Raw genomic sequence first — 26693 nt, forward strand, 5'->3', positions numbered from 1 at the left:
GCACGGGGGTCCGGGCGACGCGTCGACGACAGCCGGAGCGTGGAGGGCACGTGAGCAGCAGCGACACCTCCCGGACGACCGCGCCGGCGCCCGCGCCCGCGGAGCGCCTGGCCAACGCCCTCAGCGACCTGGCCCGGCAGCTCGAGCACGAGGACGACCCCGACGTCCTGCTGCACGACATCGTGCGGGCCGCGACCACCCTGGTCCCGGGGGCGGCCGCGGCCTCGGTGAGCACCGTGACCGGCGGCACCACGGTGCACTCGCGGGCCGCCACGGGCGAGCTCCCCCAGCGGGTCGACGCCGTGCAGCAGGAGGTGGGCCAGGGCCCCTGCCTGGACACGCTCGCCGAGCACCGGACGGTGCGGGTGGAGGACATGGCCGGTGAGACCCGCTGGCCGGACTTCGCCGCGCGGGCCGCCGCGCTGGGGGCGCGGTCGATGCTGTGCTTCCGGCTGCACGTGGAGCGGGGGGAGCTGGGCGCGCTCACCCTGTACGCGTCGCAGCCGCACGCCTTCGACGCCGAGGCCGAGCAGGTCGGCCTGCTGCTGGCCGCGCACGCCGCGATCGCCTACGCCGGGGCCGCCAAGCGGGAGGACCTCGAGCGCGCGCTGGACGCCCGGGACCTGATCGGCCAGGCGAAGGGCATCCTCATGGAGCGCTACGGGCTCACCGGGCAGCGGGCGTTCCAGGTGCTCGTGCGGCTGAGCAACGAGAGCAACCGCAAGCTGCGCGACATCGCCCTGGAGGTAGTGCGCACGCCGCGGCCGGCCAGCGCGGCCCGCCGGGACGCGCGGCGGGGCGGCGGCGAGCTGGGCGCCGTCCCCGGGGACTGAGCCGGGGCGACCGGGCGCCCGCGCGAGTCGCGGGGCGGCACGGTTCGCGGGCGGCGGCGCGGTTCGCGGGCGGCGGCCGGGGGCACCGGCGGATCGGCCACCGACCCGAGGAGGAGCATGTCGCCGGACCCCGCCGAGCTGCTCGAGGAGCTGCTGCGCACCTACGGACCGGTCGGGCAGGAGGAGGCCGTCCGCGACGTCGTGCGGCGGGAGCTGGCGCCGCTGGCCGACGAGACGTGGGTGGACGCCGCCGGCAACCTGGTGGCGCTGATCCGCGGCTCCGGCGGGCCGGACGCGGGCCCCGGCGTGCGGGTGATGGCCCACCTCGACGAGCTGACGATGCTGGTCAAGCGGGTGGAACCCGACGGCACGCTGCGGGTCACGTCGCTCGGCGTGATGTACCCGGGCAACTTCGGCCTGGGCCCGGTCGCCGTCCTGGGGGACGACGAGACGCTGACCGCCGTCCTCACCCTCGGCTCGGAGCACACCACCACCGAGAGCCGGCGGATCTGGGAGACCAAGCCCGACCAGGGCGACCGGGCGCTGGACTGGTCGCACGTGTACGTGTTCACCGGCCGCTCGGCCGAGGAGCTGGCCGCCGCCGGGGTGCACCCCGGCACCCGGGTCTGCGTGCACGCCGTCAAGCGCGGGCTGACCCGGTTCGGCGACTTCTCCGGCTCCTACTTCCTCGACGACCGGGCGGCGCTGACCGCCGTCGTCCGGGCCGCGCAGCTGCTGCGGGCCGACGGCGGGCGGCCGCCGGCCGACGTCCACCTGGTGGCCACCACCAGCGAGGAGATGGGCGGCATCGGCGCGGCGTACGCCAGCCGCGTGCTGCCCGGGGAGGTCACCCTGGCCGTCGAGGTCGGGCCGGCCGAGGCCGAGTACCAGGTGACCGTCGACGGCGGCCCGGTGATCGCCTACGCCGACGACTCGGTGGCGTACGACAAGCGGATCTGCGACCACCTCGTGGCGCTCGCCCGCGAGCTGGGGCTGGAGCCGCAGACCGCGGTGTGGCAGTCGTTCGACTCCGACGCCTCGCAGTCCAAGGCCGCCGGGCAGACCCCGCAGGCGGCGCTGCTGTCGCTGCCGACGCTGTCCACCCACGGCTACGAGGTCATGCACACCGGGACGGTCGAGCGGGCCGCGCGGCTGCTCGCCGAGTACCTGCGCCGCCCCTCCCCCGGCGGCTGAGCCCGTCTCAGCGGGGGCGGCGCACGCGCACGGGCCCGCGGGCGGTGGCCACGTCGACCGCCGCGCCGCCCTGGGTGACCTCGACCTCGCCGGCCGCCGCCAGCCGCCCGGCCGCCGCCCGGGCCGCGGGCATGAGCTCCCGCCAGCCGGCCGGGTCCACCGCGCGCGCCGCCTCCGAGGGGCAGATCGAGGCGCCGGCCGCGCGGGCGGCGAGCAGCGCGCCGATCTGCCGCTCCAGCGCGCGGTCGACGTCGTCCACCCCGCCAGGGTGCGGCCGGCCGGGTCCGGCCGCCACGCGGGTGTGCCGGTCGGCGCCGGGGGTACCGGCCGCGGCATGGCGAAGCAGACCGCGATCGGGACCATCGGCAAGGGCCGCCGCGGCATCAGCCTGCTCGGCTGGACGCTGCGGGGCGCGGCGGCCGGGGCGGCGGCCACCACCGCGCTCAACGCGGTCACCTACGTGGACATGGCCGTCCGCGGCCGCGGCAGCAGCTCGACCCCCGAGCAGACCGTCGAGACGCTCGCCGCGAAGGCGCACGTGCACATCCCCGGTGACGAGGAGACCCGGCAGCACCGGGTCGAGGGACTGGGGCCGCTGACCGGGCTGGTGGCCGGGGTCGGCGTCGGCGTCGTCACCGGGCTGGCCCGGGCGGCCGGGTTCCGCTCCCAGTGGCTGGTCGGCACGCTGCTGACCACCGCGGGGGTGCTCGTGGCGGCCAACGGGCCGATGACGGCGCTCGGCATCACCGACCCGCGCACGTGGTCGGCCACCGACTGGGTCAGCGACCTGGTGCCGCACCTGGTCTACGGTGCGGTCCTCAAGTCGACGATGGACGCCTTCGACCGCCCCTGACCCCGCCGAGATCTGCACACTCGTCGCCATCAGCGGCTGATCCCGACGAGTGTGCAGATCTCGCCGAGGAGTGGCGCTCAGCGCCAGCCGCGCTCGTCGACGCCGCCGGGCACCGGGGCCTCCGGGTCGTAGGGCGTGCGGGTGAACACGAACGTGCCCAGGTCCAGGTGGTCGGGCGCGATCCGCAGCGTCTCGCCGGCGTGGTAGCCGTCCAGGCCCAGCCAGGTGCCGTCCGGGCGCGGCGTGAACCGGCTGGCCCGGCCCGGGCGGCCGGGCAGCGGGGCCAGGTCCAGCAGCCCGGCGCCCACGGCGCGCAGCACGTAGGGCGCCGGCCCCCAGAACCAGACGCCCAGGAGGTCCAGGTCGACCGCCGGCGGGGCCGGCCGCCACTCCTCGACCACCCGGGGCTCGGCGGCCCGCAGGTCGGCCAGCAGCCCCGGCCACAGCGGGAGCATGCCGCTGGTGGTGTTGGCCAGCGTGACGGCGCCGGTGCCCTCCTCGCGGTCGACGAAGACGCCGGCCAGGAAGCCCGGCATCGAGCCGCCGTGGCCGGTGTACACCCGCCCGTCGAGCCGGATCACCTGCAGGCCCAGGCCGTAGGCCGACCAGCCCGGCGCGGAGGAGTCGACCCCGGCGGGCACCGCCATCTCCTCGAGGGTGGCCGGCCGCAGCACGTCGCCGGTGTCGCCGAGCAGGAAGACGGCGAAGCGGGCCAGGTCGGCCAGCGGCGCCCACAGCTGGCCGGCCGCGGCCATCACCCCGGCGTCGTGCTCGGGCTCGGACAGGACGACGTCGGCCCACGGGTGCACCGCGGTGCCCGGGGCGGCCGGGGGCTGCGGGCGCGGCGTCGTCCGGACCATGCCGAGCGGGAGCAGCACCTCGTCGCGGACGACGTCGGCCCACGGCCGCCCGCGGTGCCGGGCGACCAGCTCGCCGAGCAGCCCGTAGCCGAGGTTGGAGTAGTGGAACCGGCGGGCGGCGCCCAGCACCGCGTGCTCCTCGTGCAGCCGCAGGTCCGCCAGCGAGCCACCCGGCACGCGCTCCCACCACCCGCCCGGGCTCTCGGCGGCCGCCCCGGCCAGGTGGGAGAGGAGCTGGCCCACCGTGCGGTCCCCGAGCGGGGTGCCGGGCACGTGCCGCTCCAGCGGGTCGTCGAGGTGCAGCCGGCCCTCGTCGCGCAGCCGCAGCACGGCGACCGCGGTGACGGTCTTGCTGATCGAGCCCAGCCGGTACTGCACGTCGGTCACCGGTCCGGGCACGTCGCCGCGGCCCGCGGACCAGGCCAGCCCGCCGTCCCGGACGACCCCGGCGACCAGCCCCGGGACCCGGCCGTCGCGCTGGGCCAGGGCGGTCCGCGCCAGCAGGGTCCGGGCGGTCGAGGGCAGCACGGGCTCGGGCATGACGGCGACCGTAGGCCACCGGCCGGGCGCCGCCCCGGGTCAGGCCGGGGCGACCGCGCCGAGCCGCCCGGTGCGGCGGGCCCACACCTCGAACACGACCGTGGCGAACGGCGGCACCGAGGCGGCCAGGGCGAGCAGCGTCGTCCCCTTCGACCAGCCGAGCAGCCGCGCCGCCAGCAGGGAGACGACGACGTAGAGGACGAACACCCCGCCGTGGATCGGGCCGAAGACCTGCACGCCCAGCTCGGTGGTCTCGGGCACGTACTTGACGTACATGCCGGCCAGCAGCCCCACCCAGGTCAGCGCCTCGGTGACGGCGACGGCGCGGAACAGCAGGACGGCGGTGCGCGGGGTCATCGGCTCCCTCTCGAGCGGGCGGTCTCCTCCCGGTGCCAACGGCCGGCCCGCCCGCGGGGTCCCCGTCCGGGGGTGTGACCTCCGCGGCAGGGCCGGTCCCGGGGCGGGCGGCGCGCCCTCACCGTCATCCCCCGGCGCTGCTGTCGCGCCGCGACGCGACGGGAGCGCTGCCCGGTGACGGCGAGCTGCTCCCGCGGCGTGGCAGGGTCGGCGGGGTGCGGGGGCTGGCGCGGCGGGAGTTCTGCCTCGTGCTGCTGCGCCGGATGGCCGACGTCCGTCCCGACCTGGTCGCCGAGGCGCTGCCGCGGCTGTCGGCCACCCGCGGGGCCGCGCACGCGGCGCACGCCCGCTGGCAGGCGCTGCACCACAGCCCGCGGGCGCCGCGCGGCCTGGCGCTGCGGACGGCGGTGCTCGGCCCGCCCGACACCTGCGTCCCGCGCCGGCACGGCGACCTGGAGCTGGAGCTGCGGCAGTGGCCGCTGCCGCTGTGGCCGCAGCTGCGCTGGCGGGTGGTGAGCGGCCCGGGCGGCGAGGTCCTGGACGAGCAGCTGGTGCGCGGACCGGACTCGGGCGTCCCGCGGGCGCGGGCGGACCGGCTGCTGGTCTGGCAGCACGTGGTGGACGACGTCGCGGCGGTGCCCGGGGCCTCGCACGTGGGCGCCCCGGCGCCGGCGCACTGGGACGTCGCGCTGCCCGACGGCCGCCGCGCCCGCTTCGTCTGGGGGCTGCTCCAGTCCGTCAGCGAGCCGGGGAGCTGACGGCGACCACCGGCGCCGGCTCCGGCACCACGGGACCGGACAGCACCGCGCTCAGCACGGCGACCACGCCGAGGACGGCGGCCAGGCGGGGCGACCCGCTCGCCCACAACGCGGCGACGGCGGCACCGAAGACGACGACCTTCGTCAGGACGGCGAGCAGCGGGACGTCGACCACCGACCGGGGCGCGGCGAAGAGCCCCCACAGGACGGCGGCCGCCAGCGGCAGCGCCACGGCGAGCAGCACCCGGCCCGCGCCGGCCGGCCCCGCGGCCAGGCCCCAGCGGGACAACACGACCAGCGCCGCCAGCTCGGCGGCGAAGGCGGCCAGCGCCCAGGTCCACTGCCAGGTCTCCACCACGTCGGACTCCCTCTTCTGCGATCACCGTGTCGTTTCGAGAGCAGTGTTCACAGAAGAGAGCGGTGCAGTCAAGAGGGCGGGACGCCGCAGCCCCGGCCGCGCGGGGCGGCCGGGGCTGCGGGTCGGACTGCGGAGGAGCCGGGGAGGGCCCCGGAGGGCTCAGCCGGCGATCCGGCGGCCGCCGGCGTAGCCGCCCATCGAGTCGATGCTGGCGACCTTGACGACGTCCCCGGACGTCGGCGCGTGCACCATCTGGCCGTTGCCGATGTAGATGCCGACGTGGCTGACCGGGCTGTAGAAGAAGACCAGGTCACCGGGGCGCAGGTCCGCCCGGGAGACGGCCTGGCCCATCTGGGACTGCATCCGGCTGGAGTGCGGCAGGCTGATCCCGGCCGCGCGGTAGGCGTACTGCGTCAGGCCGGAGCAGTCGTAGGAGCGCGGGCCGGCGGCGGCCCAGACGTAGGGCTTGCCGCGCTGGGCCATGGCGGTGTCGATGGCGATCTGGGCCGCGTCGCTGCTGGCCACGACCGGGGCCGAGGGGGCGGCCGCCGGGGACTCGCGGTCGTCGCGGCTGGCCGACGTCTCGGCGTGCGCGGCGGCGGAGGCGGCCAGGGCGGCCTGCTGCTCGGCGGCGGTGAGCCGCTCGAAGTCCGCCCGGTACTCGGCGATCTCGGCCTCGAGCGAGGCCTGCTGCGCGGCGACGGCGTCGTAGGTCTCCTGCGCCTGCGCGGCGGCCTGGTCGGCCGTGGCGCGCGCGGCGGCCGCGGCGTCGCTGGCGGTCACCGCGGTGCTCAGGACGCCGTTCTGGTGGTCGGCCACCATGTCGAGCACGTTCACCGCGTCGATGAACTCCTCGGCGGAGTCGCTGGTCAGCAGCGCCGCGAGGGACCCGCCGCTCTGCCCCGTCCAGGCGCTGCGGGCCACGCCGCGCACCTGCTGCTGGGCCGTGGTGACCTGCGCCTGCGCGGCGTCGGCGGCGGCGGTGGCCTCGGCCGCCGTGGCCTGCAGCGCGGCCAGCTGCTCGCGCGCCTCGTTGAACTGCTCGGTCACCGCCTCGAGCTCGTGGCCGCGGGCCGCCATGAGCTCGGCGGCCTCGGCGGCGGTCCCCGGCTCCTCGGCGGCCGCGGGGGCCGGGACGAGCGCCACGCCGAGGGCGACGCCCACGGAGGAGGCGAGGAGGAGCGCCCGGCGGGCGCGGTGCGGGCGCGCGGGGAAGGCGCGCTCAGGGGTCGCCATGGGGAGGCGGCTCTCCGTTTCTCCGACGGCCGCCTACCGGGTTAGCTGACGGGTTCGGGCGGGAGTTCGCCCGGTGCCCGCGGTGGATCCGCGTGCACTGCACCCCAGGACTGCGGTGGGTCCCCGGCCCGGCGTCCCCCGAGGGGTCGGCCGGCTCGACGGCGTCCACGGGGTGTCACCCACTTCAGTGACGGAGCGCCCCGTTGGACACACAGACCGTAAGGGCCGTTATGGCGGCGTGACAATCACCAGCGTGTAATTCGTTCGCTCACAGTGAGCGATCAACGCCACATTGCGAGGGGCGGGCCGGTCTGCTGGCGCCCGGCGCGCGCGGGTTTCAGGAGCTGCCGCGGCGCGCACCACCCCCGCATGCGCATCTCCCGGCGGGCGCTGGCCCGCCCGCTCGTCGTCCTCGCGATCGCCGGCTCGCTCACGGCGTGCAGCAACAGCGGCGGGAACACCGACGTCGACCGCAACGAGCAGGAGTGCGGGACGGCGGAGGACAGCGGGGACTGCGCGGAGACCGAGGGCCCGCCGACCCAGACCTCCGAGGCGCCCGCGTCGTCCGGGAGCAACTCCTCCGGCAGCGGGACGTCGGGCAGCGGGACCTCCGGGGCCACCGAGACCTCGGGGGGCACCGAGACCTCGGGGGCGCAGACCTCCGAGTCCGCCGGCTGAGCGCGGCGCCGGCACCACCGCCGCCCGGGGCCGCGTGGACCCGGGCCCGGGTCGTCGCGGAGGTCCGCTTCCTGACCGCGTCGGTCCGCGAGCAGCTGCACGGCCGCGACCTCGCGCTGATCGCCGCGGGACTGACCTTCTACGCCGGGATCGCCGTCGTCCCGCTGCTGCTGGTCGCCGTCCGGCTCACCGGTCTGCTGACCGGGCGGGCCGAGGTCTCCCGGCTGACCGACCGGCTGACCGAGGTGCTACCCGAGCAGCTCGGCGCGCCGGGGGTGGTGCGCGACCTGGTGGACGCCGGGCTGGGGATGGACGTCCTGGGCTTCCTGCTGGCCCTCGTCCCGCTCTCGCTCTACGGCGAGGGGCTGCGCCGGGCGCTGCTGCGGTTCAGCCGCCGGCGGGACACCCTGACCGGCTGGCGGGGCCGGCTGCTCGGGCTCCCGCTCGTCGTCGTCACCCCGCTGCTGCTGTACCCCCTGCTGCTGGCGGCCGGCGGCATGGCGGAGCTCGCTCCCCGCCCCGGCGCGGGGGCCGCGATCGGCCGGTTCGCGCTCGGCTACTACTCGGTGCTGTTCGCGCTGACCGTGCCGCTGGTGTGGGGCTTCCGCGTCGTGGCGGCCGGCCGGCTGCGGTGGCCGGCGCTGGTCTGCGCGTCGCTGTTCACCGCCGCCTGCCTGTCCGGGTTCCTGCAGGGGTTCGTGTTCTTCCTGTCCCTGCCGCTGGACCTGGGCGCGCCGTTCGGCGGCCTGACCGCGGTCGGCGCGGCGGTCGCCCTGGCCCTGTGGCTGTTCCTGCTGCACCTGGTGCTGCTGGGCGGGTGGCTCATCACCCAGGCCCTCGACGAGCGGCTGGCGGCGGGCCGGGCCGCCCGCCCGGGTCAGCCGTCCGGCGGCAGCGGCTCGCCGGGGGCCACCGGCCCCCCGCCCGGGCCACCGCCCGGGCCACCGCCCGGACCGCCGCCCGGGCCGGGCTCCGGTTCCGGCTCGGGGGCCGGCCCCGGCGCGGGTCCCGGTGGCGGCGACGGCGAGGGCTGCGGTGACGGCGCCCCGCCGCCACCCCCGCCGCCACCGCCGGCGGGCGGGTCCGGCGGTTCGGGCGCGGGCTCGACGTAGTCCGCGCCGTTGCTCACCAGGATGGTGACCACCTGGCCGGGCACCGCCCGGCCGCCGCGCGGCGGGCTGGTCCCCACCAGGGTGCCAGCCTCCTGGGCGCTGTCGACGCGGATCCGGGCGGTCGCGAAGCCGGCGCTCACCAGCGCGGTCTCGCAGGCGCGGACCGACGAGCAGCCGGGCACCGGCCGGGTGTTGCCCCGGACGACGGCCGGGTCCTCGGGCGGGAAGTCGCTGCTGCCGCGCGCCTCGAGCACCGGGGCCATGGCGTCGTGCCAGATCGTCGCGCCCTTGCCGCCGCCGAAGCCGCCGACGTCCTCGTTCTGCTTGGGGTTGAGCACCATGACGCTGCCGGCGATCTCGCGGGTGTAGCCGACGAACGCGACCGAGAAGTTGTCCTGCGACGTCCCGGTCTTGCCCGCGATCTGGTGGCCGGGGACGTAGGCGCGCCGGCCGGTCTGGCCGGCGTAGCCGGGCTCGACGTCGCGGCGGAGCATCTGGTTGAGGGTGTCGGCCACGCCCGGCGGGATCGCCTCCGGGGTGCACCGGTCGCCGATCGGCAGCGGCTCGCCGTCGGCGCCGACGGCCGGCTCGCCCGTCGGGTCCAGCACCGCCGTCACCGGGACGACGTCGCACTGCGTGCCGCTGGCCGCCAGCGTCGAGTAGGCGCTGGCCAGGCCGAGCGGGCTGGTGGCCTCGGCGCCGAAGGTGAACGACCCGCGGTTGTCGTCGATGATCTGCTGCGGCAGCTCCGGCGGGCTGAACTGGAACAGGCCCATCCGCTCGGCCATCCGCACCGGCTCCTCGACGCTGCCGAGCGCGTCCTCCAGCGCCAGGAAGTAGGTGTTGGAGGACTGGTAGAGCGCCGTCGTCATGTCCAGGCTGGACCGGTAGCGGCCGGCGTTGCGCACGTCGTAGGGCCCGGTGCCGTCCCGGTAGACGCGGGAGACGTAGGGGTCCGACGTCGTCAGGGTGTAGGACGGGGAGTACCCGCGGGCGAGCGCGGCGGCGGCGACGAAGACCTTGTACGTCGACCCCGACCCCTGGCTGGGCGCGACGTTGAGGTTGAACGACTCCTGCGCCGGGTCGTCGCGGTCGTAGCCGAAGACGCGGTTCACGCTCATCGCCAGCAGGTGCCCGGTGCCGGGCTCCACGGCGGTGAACATGGCGGCCAGCGAGTCGCCCAGCGGCAGCGTCTGGAGGACGGCGGCGTCCCCGGCCCGCTGCAGCTCCACGTCCAGCGTCGTCTGGACGACGTAGCCGCCGTTGTCGAGCTGCTCCTGGGTGAGCCCCAGGTCCTGGATGAGGAAGCGCTGGACGAAGTCGCAGACGAACGGGCCGACGCTGGCCTCGGCGCAGCCGCGGCGGGGCGCCGGGGCCGGCGCCAGGCCGAGCGGGGCGGACTGGGCGGCGGCCGCCTCCTCCTCGGAGACGTAGCCCTGGTCGGCCATGCGGGACAGGACCTCGTTGCGCCGCTCGGTCGCCCGCTCCGGCGCGGTGAAGGGGTCGTCGTTGGTCGGGCTCTGCGCCAGGCCGGCGAGCAGCGCCGCCTGCGGGAGGGTGAGCGCGGAGGCATCGACGCCGAAGAAGGCCCGGGCCGCCGGCTGCACGCCGTAGGCGTTCTGCCCGAAGTACACGATGTTCAGGTAGCGGGTGAGGATCTCCTCCTTGGAGTACTCCTCCTCCAGCCCCAGGGCCAGGCGCGCCTCGCGCAGCTTCCGGCCCACCGTCTGCTCGGTCGCCGCGTCCCGCTCCTCGGGGGTGTCGGCCGTCTGCAGCAGCGTCTGCTTGACCAGCTGCTGGGTGATCGTCGACCCGCCCTCGGCGACCTCGCCGGCGGTGACGTTGCGGACCAGCGCCCGCAGCGTGCCCTGCACGTCCAGGCCGTTGTGCTGGTAGAAGCGGGAGTCCTCGATCGCGACGATCGCGTCCTGCATGACCTGGGCGATCTGGTCGGGCGCGACCGGCTGCCGGTTCTCCTCGTAGAACCAGGTGATCGGCTCGCCGTTGGCGGCCAGCAGCACCGTGTTGCCCGGCGGGGTGCGGTCGGTCAGCTCCAGCGGGAGGTCGCCGAGCAGCCCCGTGGACTGCGAGGCGAGCAGGGCCGGGCCGCCCACCCAGGGCAAGAGGAGCCCCGCGACCAGTGCGCCCGTCGCCACGATGGTGGCGGCCAACTGGAGCAGCGTGCGCAGCCGGCCCCTACGCGGGTCCATGGTCCTCCTCCCAGACGGTCGCCCACGGAAACAGACGACGCCCGGTGCCACAACCTCCCGCGCCGCGGCGGGACGCCCGGGACGGGCGGGACGACGCACCGCGCGACGAGGGCATGACGGGTGGTGACGACGCTCAGCCCGCCAGCGCCTCCGGCAGGTCGCCGCGGTGCAGCACGACCAGCCGGCTGACCGCCCGGGTGAGGACGACGTAGAGGCGGTGCAGCCCGCGCGGCTCGGCGGCCGCGATCGCCGCCGGGTCGACCACCACGACGGCGTCGAACTCCAGCCCCTTGGCCAGCCCGGCCGGCACCACCGCGGGCCGGCCGGCCGCGGCGCCGTCGTCGGTGAGGGCCTCGGCGGGGAGCCCGGCGTCCCGCAGGCCCGCGACGACGTCCGCGACCGCCGCGTCGGCGCAGACGACGCCGATCGAGCCGGGCGCGGCCGCGAGCTCGCGGACGACGTCGGCCAGCGGGCCGGCCAGACTCGCCTCCGGCCGCACGGTCAGCGAGCCGGGCTCTCGGCGCACCGCGGTGGCGGCCGGCAGGCCGGGCGCGATCACCGGCAGCAGCCGGTTGGCGAAGTCCAGCACCTCCCCGGGCACCCGGTACCCGCGCACCAGCGGGCGGACGGCGGCGTCCGGCCGGCCCAGGCCGCGCAGCGTCGGCGCCCAGTCCCCCGCCGCCCAGGGGCTGGTGGCCTGGGCGAGGTCGCCGAGGACGGTGAGCGAGCCCGCGGCCAGCCGGCGGGCGATCGCGCGGCACTGCATGGCGGAGAGGTCCTGCGCCTCGTCGACGACGACGTGCCCGTAGCCGGCGGTGCGCTCCAGCAGGCCCGCGACCTCGTCGACGAGCACCGCGTCGGCCGCCGACCAGGGCGCCGTCCGGACCGACCGCGGCGGCACCGGCCACCGCAGCGCCGCCTGCTCGGCCTCGTCGAGCACGCCGCGGGCCGCCCGGGCCAGCTGGGCGGGGTCGGACAGCAGCCCGCAGACCAGCGCGGCGGCCTCGCGCGCCGGCCAGACCGCGTCGCAGAACGCGCGGACCTCCGGGCTGCGGGCGGCGCGGCGGGTCTCGGCGTCGGACGGGCTGCCGCCGGCGGCCTCCTTCTGCCGGCGCGCGTCCTCGGCCAGGCTCATCGCCAGCCGCTCCCGGCCGGCGGCGTAGTGCAGCACCTGCTGGTCGTCGTCCCCGCGGCCGCGGCGGCGCAGGTCGTCGACGTAGCGCTTGAGCCGCTCCACCGGCACCCGGTAGCGCCGGCCGGCCAGCGGCACCTGCACGTCCTCGGCGGGCTTGACGATCGCGCCCCACAGGGCGCGGTGCAGGACGGCGGCCATCCGCTCGTCGCCCTTGAGCGCGGCGACCTCCGGCGGGTCGGCGGCGCGGACCGGGACCCGGGCGGTGAGATCGGCGACCGTCGTCTGCTCGACGTCGACCTCGCCGAGGGTGGGCAGGACCTGCTCGATGTAGCGCAGGAACGCCCGGTTGGGGCCGACGACGAGGACGCCGCTGCGGGCCAGCTGGCCGGCGTGGCTGTAGAGCAGGTAGGCGGCGCGGTGCAGGCCGACCGCCGTCTTGCCGGTGCCGGGCGCGCCCTGCACGCAGACCGACTCGGCCAGGGGCGCCCGGACGATCTCGTCCTGCTCGGGCTGGATGGTGGCGACGATGTCGCGCATCGGGCCGCTGCGCGGGCGCTCGATCTCCTCGAGCAGGACCCGGCTCCCCGCGCCGTCGAGCAGCCGGCCGTCCTCCTGCTGGCCGGCGGCCAGCAGCTCGTCCTCGTAGCCGGTGAGCTCGCCGCCGTCGAAGCCGAACCGGCGGCGGCGCACCAGGCCCTGCGGGTCGGCGGCGGTCGCGCGGTAGAACGGCCGGCTCATCGGCGCCCGCCAGTCGATGACCACCGGGTGCCCGGCGTCGTCGCGGACGTGCCGGCGGCCGATGTGGAAGGTCTCGCCCTGCCCGTCGGTGCGGCCGAAGAAGGGCGGGACGCCGGGGTCCTCGGCCAGCGCGCGCAGCCGCTCGGCGCGGGCGGCGCCCAGCCGCTCGGAGGCCCAGGCGTCGACGCCGGCGTCCACCACGGCGGCGGCCGCGGCGCGCATGCCGGCCAGGCACTCGGCGGCGAGCTCCAGGTGCGCGCGCTCGGCGGCGAGGACGGGATCGGAGGTGGTGGTCGTCTCAGCAGGCGGGATCGACACGGTCACATCGTCGTCCTACCGGACGACACCGCCACCAGGTGCCGTCCCCGCCCTGGGCCGAGCCGCTGCCCGTGTCCTCGTCGGGAGGGCCTCCGGCCCCCCGCGACGAGTTCACCCTGCCCCGTGCCGTCCCCGACCTGCGCCGACCCGTGCGGTTGCCTCCGGCACCCGGTGGGGAGGGAGTGGGCATGTCCGACACGATGCTCGCCGGCCGGTTGAACGTGCGCACGAGGGAGTTCGCGGTCCGCGAGGTGCCGCGCCCCGCACCCGGCCCCGGCCAGGTGCTGATCCGCGTCCGCGCGGCCGGCATCTGCCTCTCCGACGTCCACCTCATCTCCGGGGAGCTGTCCCCGCTGTTCCTCGCCGGGGACGAGGTCACCCTCGGCCACGAGGTCGCCGGCGAGGTGGCCGAGCTCGGCGAGGGCGTCAGCGGCGCGACCGTCGGCCAGCGGGTCACCCTGCAGGCCGGCGAGGAGATCGGCGGCTGGATCCACACCCGCGGGGTCGACTACGACGGCGGCTGGGCCGAGTACGCGCTGGCCACGGTGCCCACCCTGGTGCCGATCCCCGACGACATGCCCTTCGAGCAGGCCTGCATCGTGCCCGACGCCGTCTCCACGCCGTGGGCCTCGATCGTCCGCACGGCCGGCGTCCGCGCCGGGGAGCCGGTCGGCGTGTGGGGCATCGGCGGGCTCGGCGCGCACGCGGTGCAGCTGCTGCGGCTGGCCGGCGCCGCGCCGATCGTCGCCGTCGACCCGGTGGAGGCCGCCCGCGAGCGCGCCCTGGCCTTCGGCGCCGACCTGGCGCTGGACCCGGCCGAGGACGTCGCCGCCCGGGTCCGCGAGCTCACCGGCGGCGCCGGGCTGGCGTACGCGTTCGACTTCGCCGGCGTGGCGCCGGTGCGCGAGCAGGCGGTCCGCTGCCTGGAGCGGGACGGCGGCCTGGTGCTGGTCGGCCTCACCGACCAGCCGCTGACCATCCGCAACGGCACGCAGTTCAGCTACTTCGGCCAGCGCCTGCTCGGCCACTACGGCTCCGAGCCGCAGCACGTGGAGCAGCTCGTGCGCCTGGTCCGGCACGGCCGGCTGGACCTCTCGAGGTCCATCTCCGGCACCCTGCCGCTGGCCGAGGCCGCCCGCGGGGTCGAGCAGCTGGAGCGCAAGGAGGGCAACCCCATCCGCCTGGTGATCCAGCCCTGAGATCGGCGCGGCAGGGCGGTTCTGCCCCGTGCAGGACCGCCCTATCGCCCGGTGGGGGCCTCCCCTTCGCCGGGCTCGACGATGTGGACGTCGACGGCGGTGAACTGCTGCGGGGTCTCCAGCAGCACGGCCTTGGTGGGCTCGCCGACCTCGAGCGGGGCGAGGCGGGGCAGGGCGGCGAGGGGGCGCAGGCGGGGGTCGGCCAGCACGTCGTCGACCAGGCCGCGGTCGCCGCCGGGCGCCAGGGCGGCCAGGGTGCCCGCGTGCGGCAGCAGCACCCGGGCCGCGGTGTCGGCGGCCGCGGCCACCACGGCGGCGGTCTGGTTGTCCCGGCGCCGGGCGAAGCGCTGCTGGGACCAGCCACCGGCCGCCGTCCGCCCCTGCACCTGCCGGCTGTCCACCTTCGACGCGACCAGCTCCGCGCCGGCGAACACCCCCACCGCCCAACGCCCGCGGCGCACCAGCAGCACCGCCACCCGGTGCGGCCGCCGGGCGGCGGCGGCGAACGAGGCGAGCAGCGGCGGCTCGGGAGCCCAGCCGAACGGGGCGCGCAGCGTGACCGCGGTGCCGTCCGCGCAGGCCACTGCCAGGGCGTCGCCGTCCGCCACCCGCACGTCGGCGAACGCGCCGTGCCGCTCCGCGACGCCGTCCAGCCACCGGCCCAGCCGCTGCGGGGGCACGCCCAGCCGGCGGCCACCGCCGGCGGCGGGCCGGGCGCGGCTCACGGCCGCGCGCCCAGCCGCCGGGTGCCCTCCGGCAGGCCGAGGACGTCCGCCACCGCGGCCGGCAGCCCCACGGCGACCCGCTCCTGCGCGGCCACCAGCACCGGCGCGGGCGCGGTGCCGGCCAGCGCCGACGGCGGGAACTCCGCGCCGCTGGCCTCCTGCCCGGTCGCCGCCCGGAACTCCGCGAGCCTCGGGTACGGCACCGGCGCCGCCGCGCCCTCCGGCCAGGTCACCACCGCGGCCGGGTCGCCGGGCCCGGCCACCAGGTAGGCGTTGCCGGTGAGCGTCAGGCCGATCTCGGCCGCGGTGCGCCGCAGGGCGCCGTCCTGCCCGCAGACCAGGCACGCGGCGCCCGGCCCGCCGCCGATCACGTTGTCGCCGACGGTCACCGGGCCGAGCACCCAGGTGACCGAGGGGTCGGGGAGGTCCTGCCGGGGGTCGTGGCCCGGGAGGTCGAGGTCCTCGGCCAGCCGCTCGTCCTGCACCACCCACAGCGGGCGCTCGCCGTTGCCGACCACGGTGTTGTTCCAGACCTCGACGCCCGCCGCGTTGTTGATCTTCACGCCGGTGCGGCCGTTGCCGGCGACGAGGTTGTCGGCCAGGACGGCGGCGCTGGAGATCTCGTACGCGATGCCGTTCGCCGTGTTGCCGAGGACGTCGTTGCCGGTCACCGTCGCCCCGTACACCGACTCGTCGAACCACAGGCCGGTGCCCCGGTTGTCGGCGAAGAGGCTGTCGCGCACGGTGAGCCCGCGCGCCCGCCCGAGCTTGGCGCCGCCGGAGACGGGCGCGGCGTTGAACCGCTCGGTGTTGTTGCCGACCGCGCGCAGCCCGTCGACCAGCAGCCCGTCGGCGTAGGAGGACTCCAGCCCGATCAGCCCGTTGCCCTCCACGGTGACGTCGCGGACGACGACGTCCTCGCCCTGCCCGCGGCCGCCGACGAACACTCCCTGGGTGGCGTTGTCCCGCACGACGACGTCCTCGAGGGTGGCGCCGCGGGCGGTGACCCGCACCGTCCCCTTCTGCGGCACCGAGGTCGCGTAGCCGCGGAAGCCCAGCCCCCGGACGGTGCTGCCGGCGCCGAGCACGGTGAGCGCCACGTCGAGGTCGCTGGCGCGGACCGCCCGCCCGGTGGGGTCGGTGCCCAGCCACAGCCGGTCCCGGGCGTCGTCCACCGCGAACGTGCCCGGGCCCACCTCGGCCCGGCTCGCCACCTGCCGCTGCGGCACGCCGTCGACGAACACCATGTCCGGGTGCGCGGCCAGCGGGAAGGCCGGGTCGACGAACGTGAAGCCCTTCTCCGTGCCGTCCGGGGCGCCCTGCTCGTAGGTGGGGCTGCTGTCGAACTCCACCGTCCAGCCGTCCAGCCGCCAGGCGGCGCCGTCCGCGACCCAGCCGGTCACCTCGCGGGTGCCGTCGAACCAGACCTCCGCGCCGGGGGCGGGCTGCAGGGTGAGCGCCCGGTCCTCGGGCAGGGTGACCCGCTCGTGGTAGGTGCCGGCCTCCAGCACGATCGTCGCGCCGTCCGGCGCCGCCTCGACCGCCCGGGCCACCGTGCGGAACGGGTCGCCGGGGCCGCCCGCCGCGGCGTCGTCCCCGGAGGGCGCCACGTGCAGCGCGTCGCCGGGCACCGGGTCCTCCCGGCTGCCCGGCGGTGCGGCGCCGGCCGCCGCCGCGGGGCGCGCCGCCGGCGGCTCGTCCGGCGGCGGACCGGCCGGCGACGGCGGGGCGCTCGCCGCCGTCCCGCGCCCGGGGACCTCGTCCCCGCCGGCCAGCACGGCGGCCCCGCCGGCGAGGGCTGCGGTGGCGAGCACGGCGACGGCCAGCAGCGCCGGCCGGCGTCGCCGCCGCGGCGCCGCGCTCGGGGGGAGGGCCACGGCTCAGTCGCTGCTGATGACCGGCAGGCCGGCCGCCTTCCACGCCTGGAAGCCACCGATCACGTCGGTGGCGCGGTGCAGGCCGAGGGCACGCAGCGAGTCGGCGGCCAGGCTGGAGGAGTAGCCCTCGTCGCAGAAGACGACGACCTCGACGTCGTAGCCCGTGGCCTCGGGCACCTTCGCGTCGCTGGCCGGGTCGAAGCGCCACTCGATGTGGTTGCGCTCGATCACCAGGGCCCCGGGGATCGCCCCGTCCCGGTCGCGCTGGGACGCGGGCCGGGTGTCGACCAGCACGGCACCGGCCGCCGCGCGCTCGGCCGCCTCCCGCGGCTCGACCCGCCGCAGCCGGCCGCGGGCCTCGGCGAGCACCTCGGCGATGGTCTTCGCCCCGGCGGGGCGTTCGGCGGCGCTCATCCGGCCATCACCGCCTCGGCCTCGGCGTTCTGCGCGGGCACGATGAGCACGTGCCGGAAGGCGCCGACGGCCAGGGCCGCCACCCCGGCGGCGACGACGGCGACGACCAGCGAGGCGTTGGCGCCCTGGGCGTCGACGATCAGGCCGGCGAGCGACGAGCCGACGGCGACGCCGAGCCCCAGGGCCGTGCCGATCCAGGTGAACGCCTCCGTGGTCGCCGACGGCGGCACCAGCAGCTCGGCGAGGGTGAAGGAGCTGATCAGCGACGGCGAGACGGCGACGCCGGCGATGACGACGAACGGCAGCATCAGCCAGACGTCCTCGATCAGCAGCAGCGGCACGATCAGCACGGTGAGCGCGGCGAGGGCGAAGAACAGCCGCTTGCGCAGCGGGGCCTGCCAGTGCACGGTGCCCCAGCCGATGCCGCTGACCATGGAGCCGACCGCGAGCCCGGCGATCAGGACGCCGGACAGCGACATGGCGTCGACCTCGTCGGCGAAGGCGACCAGCGCGATCTCCAGCGTGCCGAGGATGGCGCCGACCGCGGCGCCGACCACGAAGAGCACCCGGATGCCGGGGGTCCGGATCGCCGAGGGCCCGTTGCGGCTGACGTGGCCGTGCGGGGGCGGCTCGGTCCGGCCCTGGGCGGCGAACAGCAGGCTGCCGACGACGGCCAGGACGAAGGCGGTGACCACGCCGGAGGTGGAGTGCCCGGTCGTGGACAGGAAGGTGACCAGCACCGGCCCGACGATGAAGACGAACTCGTCGACGACCGACTCCATCGCCAGCGCGGCCGGCAGTCGCCGCGTGCCGCGCAGCAGGTGCGTCCAGCGGACCCGGATCATCGAGGCCACCGGCGGGATGCAGGCCCCGGCGAGGCCGGCGAAGAGGAACACCGTGAAAGCCGGCCAGTCCTCCTTCACCGCCGCGAGGAAGGCCGCGCCGGACGCCGCGAACACCGCGGTCACCGGCAGCAGGGTGCGTCTCTGCCCGAAGGTGTCGGCGAGCCGGCCGAGCAGCGGCCCGGCCGCCGCGGTCGTCACGGCCCCCACCGCGGCCACTGCGCCGCCGAAGGCGTAGGACCCGGTCTCGTCGGCCACCAGCAGGACGCAGCCGAGACCCACCATCGACAGCGGCAGCCGCCCGATGAACGCGGCGAGGACCATCGGCACGGCGTGCGGGGTCCGCAGGACGTGCAGGTAGGGAGACACCAGAGGAGGAGCCCGTCGACTTCGGGGAAGGGACCTCCGCCACGCTAACCCACACCGCGCCGTCCGGCCGCCGAGGGACGGAGGCGCGCCGGACCGTGGCGGTCCGGATCTCCCTCAGGCCGGCGGGACGGCGTACTGCGGGCCGACGGCGGCGTAGAAGGCGTCCCAGTCCGCCGGGATCTCACCGCCGGTGAGGACGGCGTCGAGCCGGTCGAGGTACCAGTGCCAGCCGGCCGCGACGTCGGCGACGCCGGTGTCGGCGGCCAGCACCTGGGTGAAGGTGAGCGTCGTCCGCCCGGCGTCCTCGGCCAGGTCCACCTCCAGCCGCCACGCCATGCCGTCGAGGAACCGCACGACCAGCCGCCGCGGCGGGTCGCACTCCTCGAGGCGGATCTGCGTGACCGGGGCGCCGTCCTCGGCGGTCATCGTGAACGTGCCCTCGGCGCCGGCCCCGTGCTCGCCGTCGTACCGGCCGATCCACCGCTGCGAGCGCTCGGGCTCGGTGAGCGCCGCCCACACGTCCGCGGCGGGATCGGGCCAGGAGCGCCGGAAGACCAGCCGCCGCCGGCCGTCGGGATCGGTGCTGACCTCGCCGCGCCGGTCGTCCGGCCGCCCTGCGGTCATCGGGTCTCCTCCCGCCGCGCCCGCCGTCCGCGGGCGATCTCGGTGTCCAGCGCGTCCAGCCGCCGCGCCCACAGGTCGCGGTAGGGCTCCAGCCACGCGTCGATCTCGCGCAGCGGCTCGGGGTCCAGCGCGTACAGGTGCCGCCGGCCCTCGACGCGGGCGCGGACCAGGCCGGCCTCGCGCAGCACGCGCAGGTGCCGGCTGACGGCGGGGCGGCTGACCGGGAACCGGCGCGCCAGGTCGCCCGCCGACACCTCGCCGCCGGCGAGCAGCGCCACGATCTCCCGCCGGATCGGGTCGGCCACCGCCGCGAGCGCCTGCACGGCCCGATGTGTAACACATCGCTGACATGTCCGGTCCGGCTCGGGGCGCGGGATTGCGCCGACGACGTCCCGGGAACGGCTCGGCCATGACCGTCACCGACCCCGACGTGCCCGACCCGCTCAACGACCCCCGGACGCTGCAGGCCGACCCCGGCGCCCACGGCCAGGGCGACGACCTCGCCTCGGCCGCCGACGACCCCACCGCCGGCGGCGAGGACGAGCTCGCGGCCGGGCAGACGGAGGCCGACGACGCCGGCGGCGGCGACGTGACCGGCGGCTCGGCGGTCGACGACCCGGTCGGCGAGGACCTCGTCGGCGGCCCGCTGACCGGCGGCGGGGAGACCGCGGGCGGCGTCTCCTAGCCCGTGACGGAGCGGTCCGTTTCATCCGGCCCGGCGGGGGAACGGTGTCCTGCGACACATCCGGAACAGGACGGAGGACAGCCATGGCCACCGGGGAGACCGGCTTCGAGGACGTCACCTACGACCTGATCTCGGTGCAGTACCACTCGCTCAAGGCCGGCCACGACTACGGCCAGTACGTCCGGGACGCCGAGAACGCGGGCCTGGACGACATCGCGGGGTTCTTCCGCGAGGTCATGGAGCAGGACTCGGCCCGCGCGCGGCGGTGCCACGAGTTCCTGCGGAAGCTGTCCGGCACCGACCAGGGCGGCCCGGCCACCAGCTGAGCCGCAGCGTCACGCCCTGGACGGGACCCGCCGGCCCCGTCCAGGGCACCGCCCCGAGCGTGCGAGGGCTGGGGAGGACGGGGTCCTTCCTCAGACCGCGCAGTTGTCTCCCTCGCAGCCCTCGGCGGCGGGGACGGTGAGCAGCGGGTGGGCGTCGGCCCACGCCCGCTCGAGCACCTGGAGCAGCAGGTCGGCCGGCTGGGCGCCGGAGGCGCCGTAGCGGCGGTCGACGACGAAGAACGGCACGCCGGTGGCGCCCAGCGCCCGGGCGGTGGCGACGTCGTCGCGCACCGCCTGCCGGTAGCGGGAGTCGGCCAGCGCCGCGCGGACCTCGGCCTCGTCCAGGCCGACCTCGACCGCCAGCGCCGCCAGCGAGTCGACGTCGAACACCGAGCGGCCCTGCTCGAAGTGGGCGTGCAGCAGCCGCTCCTTCATCTCGCCCTGCCGGCCGCGTTCGGCGGCCAGGTGCAGCAGCTCGTGGGCCAGCAGCGTGTTGCCGCTGACGCCGTTCGCGAGGTCGTAGCGCAGGCCCTCGCCGGCGGCGGTCTCCTCGACGTGCCGCATCATGCCGCGCATCTCCTCGACGCTGCGGCCGTACTTGGCGGCCAGCGCCGGCAGCGTCGGGTGGGTCTCCCCCTCCGGCACCGACGGGTCCAGCTCGAAGGAACGCCACACGACCTCGACCTCGTCGCGGTGCGGGAACCGCTCGAGCGCGGCCTCCAGCCGCCGCTTGCCGATGTAGCACCAGGGACAGACGACGTCGCTCCACACCTCTACGCGCACGCCGCCGCCAACGACGGCGGCGGCGGCGTCATTCCGGCCGGTGCGCCTGCGCCCGCGCCCGCCCGTCGCCGGGGGTGGGGTCGAGGAAGACGTAGCGGACGCCCTCGTGCCGGGCCACCAGCCGCCGCTCGGCCTCGTCGGAGGCGCGCTCGACGTCGGCGACGGTGGCGTCGTCGGCGAAGTCGACCTTGGCCATGACGGCGAGCCGGCCGGGGCCGAGCACCGTCGTCAGCAGGACGGGGACGCCGACCACCTGCGGCAGCGCCTGGATCTCGGCCCGCAGCTCCGCCTGCAGCCGCTCGGGCACCGACTGGCCGATGAGCAGCGACACGTTGGCCCGCGCCAGCGCGCCGGCGACGACGAGCAGCAGGACGCCGATGAGGATCGCGGCGATGCCGTCCCACAGCGGGTCGCCGGTCACCTGCTCGAGGAACAGCCCCAGCGCGGCCAGCACCAGGCCGACCAGGGCGGCGCTGTCCTCGAACGTGACCGCCTTGACCGTGGTGTCGCTGGTCTCGGCCAGGTAGCGGCGCGGCGTCGTGCCCCACCGGCGGGCGGCGCCGCGGACCTGCCGGACCGCCTTGAGCCAGGACGCGCCCTCGAGCAGGAAGGAGACGCCCAGGACGACGTACGCGACCCGCGGGTCGCCCTGCTCCTCGCCCTCGAGGATCGTCTCCACGCCCTGGTAGAAGGAGAAGCCCGCGCCGAGGGTGAAGGTGGCCAGGCAGGCCAGCAGCGCCCAGAAGTAGGTCTCCCGCCCGTAGCCGACCGGGTGGCGCCGGTCGGGGGCGCGGTCGCCGCGCTTGAGCGCGACGAACAGCAGCACCTCGGTGATCGTGTCGGCCAGCGAGTGCGCCGCCTCCGACAGCATCGCCGAGGAGTGGCTGATCAGGCCGCCGACCAGCTTCGCGATCGCGATGCCGAGGTTGGCCAGGCCGGCGACGACGACCGTGCCGGTCGACTCGCCGCCGGACCCCGCGCCGCCGCCACCTCCACCGCCGCCGCTGCCCGCCTCGGTGAGCAGCGCGTGCTGGGGCGTGGGCGCCGGCTCGGTCATGGGCGCGGGGATGCCCCCGCGGGTGGCGGGTCAAGCGCCGCCGCGGGGACGCCCCCGCGGGTCAGCGCACGCCGACGAGGTCGACGACGAAGACCAGGGTCGCGCCGGGCTTGATGACGCCGCCGGCGCCGCGGTCGCCGTAGGCCTTGTGCGCCGGGATGGTCAGCCGCCGCCGGCCGCCGACGCGCATGCCGGCGATGCCCTCGTCCCACCCCTGGATGACCATGCCGACGCCCAGCCGGAACTCCAGCGGGTCGCCGCGGTCCCAGGAGGCGTCGAACGTCTCGCCGCCGTCGTGGGTGACGCCGACGTAGTGGGCGCTCACCAGGCTGCCGGGGGTCGCCTCGGGCCCGTCGCCGACGGTGATGTCCTCGATCACCAGGTCCGCCGGCGCCGGGCCGGTGGGTGGGTCGACGTCCGGTCGGGTCAGCTCGGCCACGAGATCTCTCCCTCCTGCACCGGGGAGGTCCCGGCACCGCGGTCCATCCAAGCAGCGCCGGCCGGGGCCGGCGCAGTGGCGGGGACCGAGGGGGTCACTCGGTGGCGAACAGGACGCTGAAGCCGCCGTCCTCCGACTGGACCTGCCAGTACACGCCGTCGGTGGTGCCGGACAGGATCGGGGCGCCGATGCCGTCCTCGCCGCGCTCGGCCCCGGCGAGCTCGCCCTCGTAGTACGCGAAGACCTCCTCCTCGCTGAGGCCGGCGGCGTAGTTGGCGTACTCCTGGGAGCCGTCGGCGGTCCCGCCCGTCTCGCAGAGCACCGCGCCCGACGGCGGCTCGGGGAAGCCGGCGGCGAGCTCGACGTCGGCGATGTCGGCCGGGCCGAACGCCGTCGGGTACGCCTCTGCGCACTCCTCGGGCACGCCGCTGTCGGCGGCGGCGTCCTCCACCGCGCCCGTGTCGCCGCCCGAGCCGGCGGAGCCGGTCGCGTCGGCGGTGTCGTCGTCCGAGCCGCAGGCGGTGAGCAGGAGCGCGGCACCGAACAGGGCGGCGGGGAGGGCACGGCGGACGGCGGGGCGGGACATGGGTCTCCTCGGGCACGACTGTCCCGCGGGCGGTCGCGCACGGGGTGCGGCCGAGCCGCTTCCGGCTCGAGCCGGGCGGCAAGGTAGCCGGGGTCCCGGCCGCCGTCACCCCCTTCGCGCGCGGCCGCCGCAGCACGCGGATGCGCCGGGTGCCGGGCCGTGCTGGGCTGGGGACGTGGACGGCGAGCGGGTGGGTGGGGAATCGGCGTGGTGGACCCGCGCCGTCGTCTACCAGGTGTACCCGCGCTCGTTCATGGACTCCGACGGCGACGGCATCGGCGACCTCGGCGGCGTCCTGCAGCGGCTGGACCACCTGGCCGACCTGGGCGTCGACGTCCTGTGGCTGTCGCCGGTGTACCCGTCGCCGCAGGCCGACAACGGCTACGACATCAGCGACTACACCGACATCGACCCGCTGTTCGGCGACCTGGCGACCTTCGACCGGCTGGTCGCCGAGCTGCACGCCCGCGGGATCCGGCTGCTCATGGACCTGGTCGTCAACCACACCAGCGACGCGCACCCGTGGTTCCTCGAGTCGAGGTCGTCGCCGGCGAGCCCGAAGCGGGACTGGTACTGGTGGCGGCCGCCGCGGCCGGGCATGGCGGCCGGCGCCCCGGGCGCCGAGCCGACCAACTGGCAGTCCTTCTTCTCCGGCCCGGTCTGGGAGCTCGACGAGGCCGGCGGCGAGTACTACCTGCACCTGTTCGACCGGCGCCAGCCCGACCTGAACTGGGAGAACCCGCAGGTCAGGCAGGCGGTGTACGCGATGATGCGGTGGTGGCTCGACCGCGGGGTCGACGGCTTCCGGATGGACGTCATCAACATGATCAGCAAGGACGTCGGCCCGGACGGCGCCCTGCACGACGGGCCGCCGCTGCCGGGCTCGGCGTGGGGGGACGGGTCGGCGTCCTACCTCTGCGGGCCGCGGATCCACGAGTTCCTGCAGGAGATGCACCGCGAGGTGTTCGCCGGGCGGGAGGGCGCGTTCCTCACCGTCGGCGAGATGCCGGGCGTGACGGTGGAGCAGGCGCGGCTGTTCACCGACCCGGCGCGCGCCGAGGTGGACATGGTGTTCCAGTTCGAGCACGTCGGCCTGGACCACGGGACGTCGAAGTGGGACGTCCACCCGCTGCGGATGCGCGACCTCAAGGCCTCGTTCGGCCGCTGGCAGGCCGGCCTGGCCGAGGTCGGCTGGAACTCCCTCTACTGGGACAACCACGACCAGCCGCGGGCGGTCTCCCGCTTCGGCGACGACTCGCCCCGGTACCGCCGCGACTCGGCGACCTGCCTGGCCACGCTGCTGCACCTGCACCGCGGGACGCCGTACGTCTACCAGGGCGAGGAGCTCGGGATGGCGAACGCCCCGTTCGCCTCGCTGGAGGAGTTCCGGGACGTCGAGTCGCTCAACCACCACGTGCACGCGGTGTCCGCCGGCGCGGACCCGCAGGCCGTGCTGGCCGCGCTGCGGGCCATGAGCCGGGACAACGCGCGCACCCCGGTGCAGTGGGACGCCTCGGCGAACGCGGGGTTCACCACCGGCACGCCGTGGATCGCGGTCAACCCCGACCACGTCGAGTGGAACGCCGCCGCCCAGCGCGCGGACCCGCACTCGGTGTTCGCCCACCACAAGCGGCTGATCGCGCTGCGGCACTCCTCCGACGTCGTCGCGGTCGGGGACTTCCGGATGCTGCTGCCCGAGCACGACGACGTCTACGCGTTCACCCGCTCGCTGGCCGGGGAGACGCTGCTGGTGGCCTGCAACCTGTCGGCGCGGCCGCACGACCTGGCCGGGCTGCTGCCCGAGGCGGCCGGCGCGGAGCTCGTGCTGGGGAACCTGCCCGACCCCGGCCCCGAGCTGCGCGCCTGGGAGGCCCGGGTGCTGCGCCTGCCCTGACCGGCGAGATCTGCACAGTCGTCGGTATCAGCGCCTGATGGCGACGAGAGTGCAGATCTCGTCGAGGCGAGGTCAGGCCTCGGCGACGGGGTGCAGCTCGGTGATCGCGTGCACGGGGCAGTCGAGCAGCGCGCGGCGCACGTCGTCCTCCCGCTCGGGCGTGACGGTGCCGGCCCCGATCAGCGAGACATAGCCCCACTCGTCGAGGTCGAACACGTCGGGGGCGTAGCGGGCGCAGAAGCCGAAGCCGTCGCACCTGGTCCGGTCGAGCTTGATCTTCACGGCGGTCCTCCTCGCGGTCAGGCCGGCGCCGGCAGGCCGACGGCGAACGGCTCCCGGGGCAGCGGCTGCCCCTCCGCCTCGGCGCAGGGGGCGCACGTGCCGTCCAGGTGGGTGCGGACGGCGTCGGGGAACTCCCGCAGGACGGCGGCCGCCACGTTCGTCGCGCCGTCGAGCGTGCCGCAGGCCCCGCGGCCGCGCAGGCGCACCGACCAGTCGGTCAGCCGCTGCACGTCGGCCTCCTCGGCCCGGTGGTCGCGCAGCGCCTCCAGGACGGCGCTCATCGCGGCGGTCCCGTTGAAGCAGGAGCCGCACTGGCCGGCGTTCTCCCGGGCGAAGTAGGCCATGACGGCGGCCGAGACCTCGACCGGGCAGGTGCCCGAGTTCAGCACGGCCACCGCGCCGCAGCCCAGGCCGCTGTGCAGCGCCTTGAGCGCGTCGTACTCCAGCGGCACGTCGAGCACGTGCCGGCCGAGGACGCCGGAGAAGTAGCCGCCCATCAGCACGCCGTCCGCCCGTTCCGGGTCCTCGCCGAGCCACCGCAGCACCTCGGTCAGGGTGACCCCGAACGGCACCTCGTACAGCCCGGTGGCGGCGACGCCGGACAGCGTCAGCAGGAAGGTGCCCGGGGAGGCGACGGTCCCGTGCGCCCGGTAGCCGGTCGCGCCCAGGCGCTGCACCAGCGGCAGGTGGGCGAGGGTCTCCACGTTGGAGACGAGGGTCGGCCGGCCCCCGACGCCCTCCTCGAAGGGCCGCGGCGGCTTGTCCGTCGGCAGCGCCGGCCCCCCGTTCAGCGCCTGGACGGCGGCGGTCTCCTCGCCGGCCACGTAGGTCGGCTCGACGAGGGTGACGGCCACGTCGGCGTCCCACACCCCGGCCCCGCGCAGCTCCTCCACGGCGCGGGTGACGCTCGCGGCGGCGCCGGGGTCGGAGACGTACACGTGCACCTGGTCCGCGCCGGCCATCAGCGCGGCCAGCCGCAGGCCGTCGAGCACCAGGTGCGGGCGGGTGCGCAGCAGCCAGCGGTCCTTGACCGAGGCCGGCTCGCCCTCCTCGCCGTTGGCGACGGCGACGGGGACGCCGCGGCCGATGCGGACGGTCCGGATCTTGGTGGCGGCGGGGAACGCCGCGCCGCCGCGGCCGCGGACGCCGGCCTCGTCCACCTCGTCGAGCAGCCGCTCGGCGTCCGCGACGGCCGCGTAGCCGCCGCCGGCCCGGTAGGCGGCGAGGTCCTCGCGCTCGCCCCGGCCGGCGAGGAGCCGGTCCTCGACCCCGGGGTAGGCGGTGACGGCGGCGGTGACGGGGGCGGGGAGGACCGGGGCGGGGGTGGCCGGGGCGGGGGTCGCCAGGCTCATGGGGGGCAGGACCTCCGGGGCGTCCGGGCGGGCCGGATCGGGCGGGCGGGACGGGCGCG

General features: G+C 76.7%; 28 protein-coding genes, 1 pseudogene and 1 riboswitch. Of the genes and pseudogenes, 10 read left to right on the forward strand and 19 right to left on the reverse strand.

Annotation, left to right across the window (positions count from 1 at the left end):
* The first annotated feature begins 50 nt into the window (after positions 1–50).
* Entirely contained in the window at positions 51–833 is a 783-nt protein-coding gene (locus tag ACI79F_RS10735) for a GAF and ANTAR domain-containing protein (protein ID WP_456545157.1), read from the forward strand.
* Between the two features lie 117 nt (positions 834–950).
* Entirely contained in the window at positions 951–2027 is a 1077-nt protein-coding gene (locus ACI79F_RS10740) for a M42 family metallopeptidase (RefSeq protein WP_456545156.1), read from the forward strand.
* Between the two features lie 7 nt (positions 2028–2034).
* Here ACI79F_RS10740 and ACI79F_RS10745 read toward each other — a convergent pair whose 3' ends face one another.
* The gene (locus tag ACI79F_RS10745; RefSeq protein ID WP_456545155.1) at positions 2035–2286 is read right to left on the reverse strand and encodes a DUF3253 domain-containing protein; all 252 of its coding nucleotides are present in this window, start codon (positions 2284–2286) and stop codon (positions 2035–2037) included.
* A 75-nt stretch (positions 2287–2361) separates the two neighbouring features.
* Here ACI79F_RS10745 and ACI79F_RS10750 point away from each other — a divergent pair, with 75 nt between their 5' ends.
* Positions 2362–2880, forward strand: a complete 519-nt coding sequence (locus ACI79F_RS10750) for a hypothetical protein (protein ID WP_456545154.1) — start codon at positions 2362–2364, stop codon at positions 2878–2880.
* A gap of 77 nt (positions 2881–2957) precedes the next feature.
* On the opposite strand, the gene ACI79F_RS10755 is transcribed toward ACI79F_RS10750, so the two are convergent.
* The gene (locus ACI79F_RS10755) at positions 2958–4280 is read right to left on the reverse strand and encodes a serine hydrolase domain-containing protein (protein WP_456545153.1); all 1323 of its coding nucleotides are present in this window, start codon (positions 4278–4280) and stop codon (positions 2958–2960) included.
* Positions 4281–4319: 39 nt separating this feature from the next.
* Positions 4320–4637, reverse strand: a complete 318-nt coding sequence (locus tag ACI79F_RS10760; RefSeq protein ID WP_456545152.1) for a DUF3817 domain-containing protein — start codon at positions 4635–4637, stop codon at positions 4320–4322.
* 215 nt (positions 4638–4852) lie between these two features.
* On the opposite strand from ACI79F_RS10760, the gene ACI79F_RS10765 reads away from it, so the two are divergent.
* Entirely contained in the window at positions 4853–5395 is a 543-nt protein-coding gene (locus tag ACI79F_RS10765; RefSeq protein WP_456545151.1) for a hypothetical protein, read from the forward strand.
* Here the strand turns inward: ACI79F_RS10765 and ACI79F_RS10770 are convergent.
* Both ACI79F_RS10770 and ACI79F_RS10775 read right to left on the reverse strand, forming a co-directional pair.
* On the reverse strand, positions 5376–5753 hold the full coding sequence (locus tag ACI79F_RS10770) for a DUF2568 domain-containing protein (protein ID WP_456545150.1): 378 nt from the start codon (positions 5751–5753) through the stop codon (positions 5376–5378). The genes ACI79F_RS10765 and ACI79F_RS10770 overlap by 20 nt on opposite strands.
* A gap of 159 nt (positions 5754–5912) precedes the next feature.
* Complete coding sequence (locus ACI79F_RS10775) at positions 5913–6989, reverse strand: C40 family peptidase (RefSeq protein ID WP_456545149.1); 1077 nt, start codon at positions 6987–6989, stop codon at positions 5913–5915.
* Positions 6990–7024: 35 nt separating this feature from the next.
* Positions 7025–7117, reverse strand: a riboswitch (cyclic di-AMP (ydaO/yuaA leader).
* 241 nt (positions 7118–7358) lie between these two features.
* Here ACI79F_RS10775 and ACI79F_RS10780 point away from each other — a divergent pair.
* Positions 7359–7667, forward strand: a complete 309-nt coding sequence (locus tag ACI79F_RS10780) for a hypothetical protein (RefSeq protein ID WP_456578901.1) — start codon at positions 7359–7361, stop codon at positions 7665–7667.
* A 116-nt stretch (positions 7668–7783) separates the two neighbouring features.
* Positions 7784–8503: pseudogene (locus ACI79F_RS10785) on the forward strand (YhjD/YihY/BrkB family envelope integrity protein); the annotation flags it as partial.
* A gap of 41 nt (positions 8504–8544) precedes the next feature.
* Here ACI79F_RS10785 and ACI79F_RS10790 read toward each other — a convergent pair.
* On the reverse strand, positions 8545–10989 hold the full coding sequence (locus ACI79F_RS10790) for a transglycosylase domain-containing protein (RefSeq protein WP_456545148.1): 2445 nt from the start codon (positions 10987–10989) through the stop codon (positions 8545–8547).
* A gap of 133 nt (positions 10990–11122) precedes the next feature.
* Positions 11123–13186: a HelD family protein gene (locus ACI79F_RS10795; protein WP_456545147.1), complete on the reverse strand. Its 2064-nt coding sequence runs from the start codon at positions 13184–13186 to the stop codon at positions 11123–11125.
* A gap of 182 nt (positions 13187–13368) precedes the next feature.
* Here ACI79F_RS10795 and ACI79F_RS10800 point away from each other — a divergent pair, with 182 nt between their 5' ends.
* Entirely contained in the window at positions 13369–14379 is a 1011-nt protein-coding gene (locus ACI79F_RS10800; RefSeq protein WP_456545146.1) for a zinc-binding dehydrogenase, read from the forward strand.
* Positions 14380–14420: 41 nt separating this feature from the next.
* On the opposite strand, the gene ACI79F_RS10805 is transcribed toward ACI79F_RS10800, so the two are convergent.
* The 6 genes from ACI79F_RS10805 to ACI79F_RS10830 all read right to left on the reverse strand — a co-directional run bounded on the left by ACI79F_RS10805 (position 14421) and on the right by ACI79F_RS10830 (position 19553).
* Complete coding sequence (locus ACI79F_RS10805; protein ID WP_456545145.1) at positions 14421–15104, reverse strand: acVLRF1 family peptidyl-tRNA hydrolase; 684 nt, start codon at positions 15102–15104, stop codon at positions 14421–14423.
* On the reverse strand, positions 15101–16981 hold the full coding sequence (locus tag ACI79F_RS10810; RefSeq protein ID WP_456545144.1) for a right-handed parallel beta-helix repeat-containing protein: 1881 nt from the start codon (positions 16979–16981) through the stop codon (positions 15101–15103). Before ACI79F_RS10810 ends, ACI79F_RS10805 begins: the two co-directional genes overlap by 4 nt.
* Before the next feature lie 3 nt (positions 16982–16984).
* Positions 16985–17395: a rhodanese-like domain-containing protein gene (locus ACI79F_RS10815; protein WP_456545143.1), complete on the reverse strand. Its 411-nt coding sequence runs from the start codon at positions 17393–17395 to the stop codon at positions 16985–16987.
* Positions 17392–18606 (reverse strand): MFS transporter, encoded by a 1215-nt coding sequence (locus ACI79F_RS10820; RefSeq protein WP_456545142.1) that lies wholly within the window; start codon positions 18604–18606, stop codon positions 17392–17394. The genes ACI79F_RS10815 and ACI79F_RS10820 overlap by 4 nt, the downstream gene beginning before the upstream one ends.
* A gap of 114 nt (positions 18607–18720) precedes the next feature.
* Positions 18721–19230, reverse strand: coding sequence for an SRPBCC family protein (locus ACI79F_RS10825; RefSeq protein WP_456545141.1), 510 nt, complete (start codon positions 19228–19230; stop codon positions 18721–18723).
* The gene (locus ACI79F_RS10830; RefSeq protein WP_456545140.1) at positions 19227–19553 is read right to left on the reverse strand and encodes an ArsR/SmtB family transcription factor; all 327 of its coding nucleotides are present in this window, start codon (positions 19551–19553) and stop codon (positions 19227–19229) included. The genes ACI79F_RS10825 and ACI79F_RS10830 overlap by 4 nt, the downstream gene beginning before the upstream one ends.
* A gap of 86 nt (positions 19554–19639) precedes the next feature.
* On the opposite strand from ACI79F_RS10830, the gene ACI79F_RS10835 reads away from it, so the two are divergent.
* Positions 19640–19915: a hypothetical protein gene (locus ACI79F_RS10835; RefSeq protein WP_456545139.1), complete on the forward strand. Its 276-nt coding sequence runs from the start codon at positions 19640–19642 to the stop codon at positions 19913–19915.
* Between the two features lie 83 nt (positions 19916–19998).
* Entirely contained in the window at positions 19999–20241 is a 243-nt protein-coding gene (locus ACI79F_RS10840; protein ID WP_456545138.1) for an acyl carrier protein, read from the forward strand.
* A 90-nt stretch (positions 20242–20331) separates the two neighbouring features.
* Here ACI79F_RS10840 and ACI79F_RS10845 read toward each other — a convergent pair whose 3' ends face one another.
* From ACI79F_RS10845 to ACI79F_RS10860, 4 genes are all read right to left on the reverse strand, one after another.
* Positions 20332–21024: a DsbA family oxidoreductase gene (locus tag ACI79F_RS10845; protein ID WP_456545137.1), complete on the reverse strand. Its 693-nt coding sequence runs from the start codon at positions 21022–21024 to the stop codon at positions 20332–20334.
* Positions 21025–21052: 28 nt separating this feature from the next.
* Positions 21053–22081 carry a cation diffusion facilitator family transporter gene (locus ACI79F_RS10850; RefSeq protein ID WP_456545136.1) on the reverse strand — a complete coding sequence of 343 codons (1029 nt, stop codon included), beginning with the start codon at positions 22079–22081 and terminating at the stop codon, positions 21053–21055.
* A 61-nt stretch (positions 22082–22142) separates the two neighbouring features.
* The gene (locus ACI79F_RS10855; RefSeq protein ID WP_456545135.1) at positions 22143–22520 is read right to left on the reverse strand and encodes an FKBP-type peptidyl-prolyl cis-trans isomerase; all 378 of its coding nucleotides are present in this window, start codon (positions 22518–22520) and stop codon (positions 22143–22145) included.
* A 94-nt stretch (positions 22521–22614) separates the two neighbouring features.
* Positions 22615–23106, reverse strand: coding sequence for a hypothetical protein (locus ACI79F_RS10860; protein WP_456545134.1), 492 nt, complete (start codon positions 23104–23106; stop codon positions 22615–22617).
* 175 nt (positions 23107–23281) lie between these two features.
* On the opposite strand from ACI79F_RS10860, the gene ACI79F_RS10865 reads away from it, so the two are divergent.
* Complete coding sequence (locus ACI79F_RS10865) at positions 23282–25000, forward strand: glycoside hydrolase family 13 protein (RefSeq protein WP_456545133.1); 1719 nt, start codon at positions 23282–23284, stop codon at positions 24998–25000.
* A 72-nt stretch (positions 25001–25072) separates the two neighbouring features.
* Here ACI79F_RS10865 and ACI79F_RS10870 read toward each other — a convergent pair whose 3' ends face one another.
* Positions 25073–25282, reverse strand: coding sequence for a ferredoxin (locus ACI79F_RS10870; RefSeq protein WP_456545132.1), 210 nt, complete (start codon positions 25280–25282; stop codon positions 25073–25075).
* Positions 25283–25299: 17 nt separating this feature from the next.
* Positions 25300–26693, reverse strand: a 1394-nt coding sequence (locus tag ACI79F_RS10875; protein ID WP_456578900.1) for an NADH-ubiquinone oxidoreductase-F iron-sulfur binding region domain-containing protein, incomplete at its 5' end; no start/stop codon positions are given.

It is taken from the genome of Blastococcus sp. SYSU D00868 (genome assembly GCF_054050575.1).

What these genes read in the sequence shown, in the direction of transcription:
- ACI79F_RS10835 (WP_456545139.1), top strand. Translation starts at nt 19,640, where the DNA reads ATGACCGTCACCGACCCCGACGTGCCCGACCCGCTCAACGACCCCCGG.
- ACI79F_RS10840 (WP_456545138.1), top strand. Translation starts at nt 19,999, where the DNA reads ATGGCCACCGGGGAGACCGGCTTCGAGGACGTCACCTACGACCTGATC.
- ACI79F_RS10780 (WP_456578901.1), top strand. Translation starts at nt 7,359, where the DNA reads ATGCGCATCTCCCGGCGGGCGCTGGCCCGCCCGCTCGTCGTCCTCGCG.
- ACI79F_RS10740 (WP_456545156.1), top strand. Translation starts at nt 951, where the DNA reads ATGTCGCCGGACCCCGCCGAGCTGCTCGAGGAGCTGCTGCGCACCTAC.
- ACI79F_RS10815 (WP_456545143.1), bottom strand. Translation starts at nt 17,395, where the DNA reads ATGAGCGCCGCCGAACGCCCCGCCGGGGCGAAGACCATCGCCGAGGTG.
- ACI79F_RS10775 (WP_456545149.1), bottom strand. Translation starts at nt 6,989, where the DNA reads ATGGCGACCCCTGAGCGCGCCTTCCCCGCGCGCCCGCACCGCGCCCGC.
- ACI79F_RS10750 (WP_456545154.1), top strand. Translation starts at nt 2,362, where the DNA reads ATGGCGAAGCAGACCGCGATCGGGACCATCGGCAAGGGCCGCCGCGGC.
- ACI79F_RS10800 (WP_456545146.1), top strand. Translation starts at nt 13,369, where the DNA reads ATGTCCGACACGATGCTCGCCGGCCGGTTGAACGTGCGCACGAGGGAG.
- ACI79F_RS10760 (WP_456545152.1), bottom strand. Translation starts at nt 4,637, where the DNA reads ATGACCCCGCGCACCGCCGTCCTGCTGTTCCGCGCCGTCGCCGTCACC.
- ACI79F_RS10790 (WP_456545148.1), bottom strand. Translation starts at nt 10,989, where the DNA reads ATGGACCCGCGTAGGGGCCGGCTGCGCACGCTGCTCCAGTTGGCCGCC.
- ACI79F_RS10850 (WP_456545136.1), bottom strand. Translation starts at nt 22,081, where the DNA reads ATGACCGAGCCGGCGCCCACGCCCCAGCACGCGCTGCTCACCGAGGCG.
- ACI79F_RS10825 (WP_456545141.1), bottom strand. Translation starts at nt 19,230, where the DNA reads ATGACCGCAGGGCGGCCGGACGACCGGCGCGGCGAGGTCAGCACCGAT.
- ACI79F_RS10860 (WP_456545134.1), bottom strand. Translation starts at nt 23,106, where the DNA reads ATGTCCCGCCCCGCCGTCCGCCGTGCCCTCCCCGCCGCCCTGTTCGGT.
- ACI79F_RS10755 (WP_456545153.1), bottom strand. Translation starts at nt 4,280, where the DNA reads ATGCCCGAGCCCGTGCTGCCCTCGACCGCCCGGACCCTGCTGGCGCGG.